Origin of the sequence: Amniculibacterium aquaticum (assembly GCF_003852705.1) — a bacterium.
Lineage (GTDB): Bacteria > Bacteroidota > Bacteroidia > Flavobacteriales > Weeksellaceae > Amniculibacterium > Amniculibacterium aquaticum.
The window spans coordinates 1-2,246 of sequence record NZ_REFA01000055.1; the positions used below are offsets into that span (position 1 = coordinate 1).

Below are 2,246 nucleotides of genomic sequence, written 5' to 3' on the forward strand. Positions count from 1 at the left end.
AATTTTCTAATTTAGATGGTTATCAAATCAACTCAGCCAGTAAGTTTCCTATTGTACCAATTGTTCGAGCTGTTGTAGCTGTAGTAACTGTAATTGCTGTTTCTACATCTTCAGGCGGAACTCAAAAACTATTTTTGATGTAGAAACTAGCAACGGTCTAAAATTTTCTAATTTAGATGGTTATCAAATCAACTCAGCCAGTAAGTTTCCTATTGTACCAATTGTTCGAGCTGTTGTAGCTGTAGTAACTGTAATTGCTGTTTCTACATCTTCAGGCGGAACTCAAAATGATTGTACTGCATCAATGCCAAAAAACTGCCCGCAAGGATCAAAACCTTATGCAGAATATTCAAGCGGATGGTTTAGTTCATCATGTAATGTCGGATGTAGATAAACTAATATGCTTAAATCAAAAAAAGAAAATCATTTATTATATTGGGGTGCAGGAATTTTTTCCTGTACTCTAATTGTATATACAATTATATCATCTTATTTTCCAAATCTCACTAAAACCCGGGACATATTTGGAGATTTTGATAATATTTTATTAATCATTGTTTTTACATTGTTGTTGGCACCCGTTTTAGAAGAATTGATTTTCAGAGGTATCTTTATTATTAAAAAAAATTATATTTTTTGTTTTTATATTGGGGTGGTAGCTATGATTCTTGTAACGCAAAATTATTATCTCTTTCTGATACTAATCACAACTTTTTTTATTTACAGGAAAAGGAAAACATTTAATACAAACCCTCTTTACTTTCTGAATTCACTCTTATTTGCTCTCATACACTACAAATTATCTGATTTCACAAATATTTTCTCATTTATTCCCGTATTTTTCCAGTTCAGTATTGCCTTAATATTAATCTGGATTACCATTAATTACAGTTTAATATGGTCAATGGTTCTCCATTTTTTTATAAATGCGTCTATAATCATTCCATTAGTTTTTTTAATACAATTTCCAGAAATGAAACAAAATTCCATTATCACGAATGAAATTAAATTTGAATGGAAAAAAACACCAGTATTAGGAAAAACAAAAATAATCTATACCAGTGATAAGGTAGAAGCGAAAAGAATAACTATTTCTCAATTAATAAAAATATTTAATCCTAAGGAAATAGATTTCCAAGTAAATGACAGTCTAAAATACTACCGTTACAATTTCACAATTGAAAATCTCAACAACCACAAGATAGAACTTAAGCAAGTAAAAAAATTCCTAATAAACCATAATTTAATAGAAAATGTTGAGAATAAATAAATTATATTTGTTTCAACAATTAACCAAAAACACAATAAAATTATGGCTTCCACATCAGAAACAGGACATGCAAAAAACATCGCAAATTTCCAGGATCTTATTTCCTTTTGCGAAGGTTACGGAGCAACTTACAACCCGACAAAAGAGAGTTTGAAAATTCCACAACTTAAAGCATTGTATCAAACAGCGCAGGAGAAACTGAACGCTTCCAAAACACAGAAAACAAATTTTGACAATGCCATCAACGAGAGACGGAATGCATTCAAAGACCTCAAACCGCTTTCCACAAAAATAGTGAACGCATTTGCTGTTTCGGGTGCAGATGCTTTGGCGCAGAACAATTTGAAATCCATAAACAAAAAATTACAGGGTTCAAATTCAGGTGCGAAAAAACCTGAAACAACTGCAAATTCCTTAACAACTCCCGAAACTGCAAAAACTATTTCCACCTCTCAACAATCGTATGACAGATTAATTGACCATTTCGCAAATGCCATTGAAATTTTGGAACAGAATCCAGTTTACGCCCCTAATGAAAACAATTTAAAGGTAGATTCTCTAAAAGACAAACTCGCAGAACTCCAAACCAAAAATACGGAACTGATTAACGCCTATACTTCCTACAGCAACGCAATGATTGAAAGAAACCAAACGCTTTACAATCCAATGACAGGCATTATTCAAACCGCCAAAGAAGTGAAGCAGTATGTTAAAAGCATTTTCGGTGCAACCAGTCCGCAATACAAACAAGTCAGCGGAATAGAATTCAAAGTAGTAAAGAGCGAATAATATTCAGGCAACCGCAACTGTAATATTTTAAACTGCGACTATAAATTTTATTACTGTCAATTCAATGAACTTGTTTAATGTTTCCTAATCAAAATACAACAGAATGCGAGCAGATGAAAATCCCTCCAATGTTTTTCTTTAGTTTCATATCGTATTAATAGCGCTTTAAAGCTATCTATCCAAGCGT

2 protein-coding genes and 1 pseudogene are annotated in these 2,246 nt (G+C 32.1%); all 3 read left to right on the top strand.

Going from position 1 to position 2,246, the window contains the following annotated elements; all coding sequences use genetic code 11:
• Nucleotides 1-400 precede the first annotated feature (400 nt).
• Nucleotides 401-919 (top strand): annotated as a pseudogene (locus EIY84_RS11985) (CPBP family glutamic-type intramembrane protease); the annotation flags it as partial.
• Nucleotides 920-973: 54 nt separating this feature from the next.
• Nucleotides 974-1,270, top strand: a complete 297-nt coding sequence (locus EIY84_RS11925) for a hypothetical protein (RefSeq protein ID WP_241154791.1) — start codon at nucleotides 974-976, stop codon at nucleotides 1,268-1,270.
• A 42-nt stretch (nucleotides 1,271-1,312) separates the two neighbouring features.
• Nucleotides 1,313-2,059 (top strand): hypothetical protein, encoded by a 747-nt coding sequence (locus EIY84_RS11645; RefSeq protein WP_124643366.1) that lies wholly within the window; start codon nucleotides 1,313-1,315, stop codon nucleotides 2,057-2,059.
• The last annotated feature ends 187 nt before the right edge of the window (nucleotides 2,060-2,246 follow it).